Origin of the sequence: Amycolatopsis eburnea (genome assembly GCF_003937945.1) — a bacterium.
GTDB classification, from domain to species: Bacteria; Actinomycetota; Actinomycetes; order Mycobacteriales; family Pseudonocardiaceae; genus Amycolatopsis; species Amycolatopsis eburnea.
The window spans coordinates 1-221 of record NZ_RSEC01000041.1 but is presented as its reverse complement, the minus strand read 5'-3'; the positions used below and the strand labels follow the sequence as shown (position 1 = coordinate 221).

At 57.9% G+C, this 221-nt stretch carries 1 rRNA gene; it reads left to right on the top strand.

Annotated features, from left to right (window positions below):
- Window positions 1-221 (top strand): 23S ribosomal RNA (locus tag EIY87_RS19820); the annotation flags it as partial.

The window sequence follows — 221 nt, the reverse complement described above, 5'->3', positions numbered from 1 at the left end:
GAGCGTGGGACCTGATTTCGTAGTAGTCAAGCGATGGGGTGACGCAGGAAGGTAGCTCCGCCAGGCGATGGTTGTCCTGGTGTAAGCGTGTAGGCCGAGTGGTAGGCAAATCCGCCACTCACATGGGCTGAGACGTGATGCGTAGCCGTTTGAGGCGAAGTAGAGTGATCCTATGCTGCCGAGAAAAGCCTCTAGTGAGTGCATGCACGGCCCGTACCCCA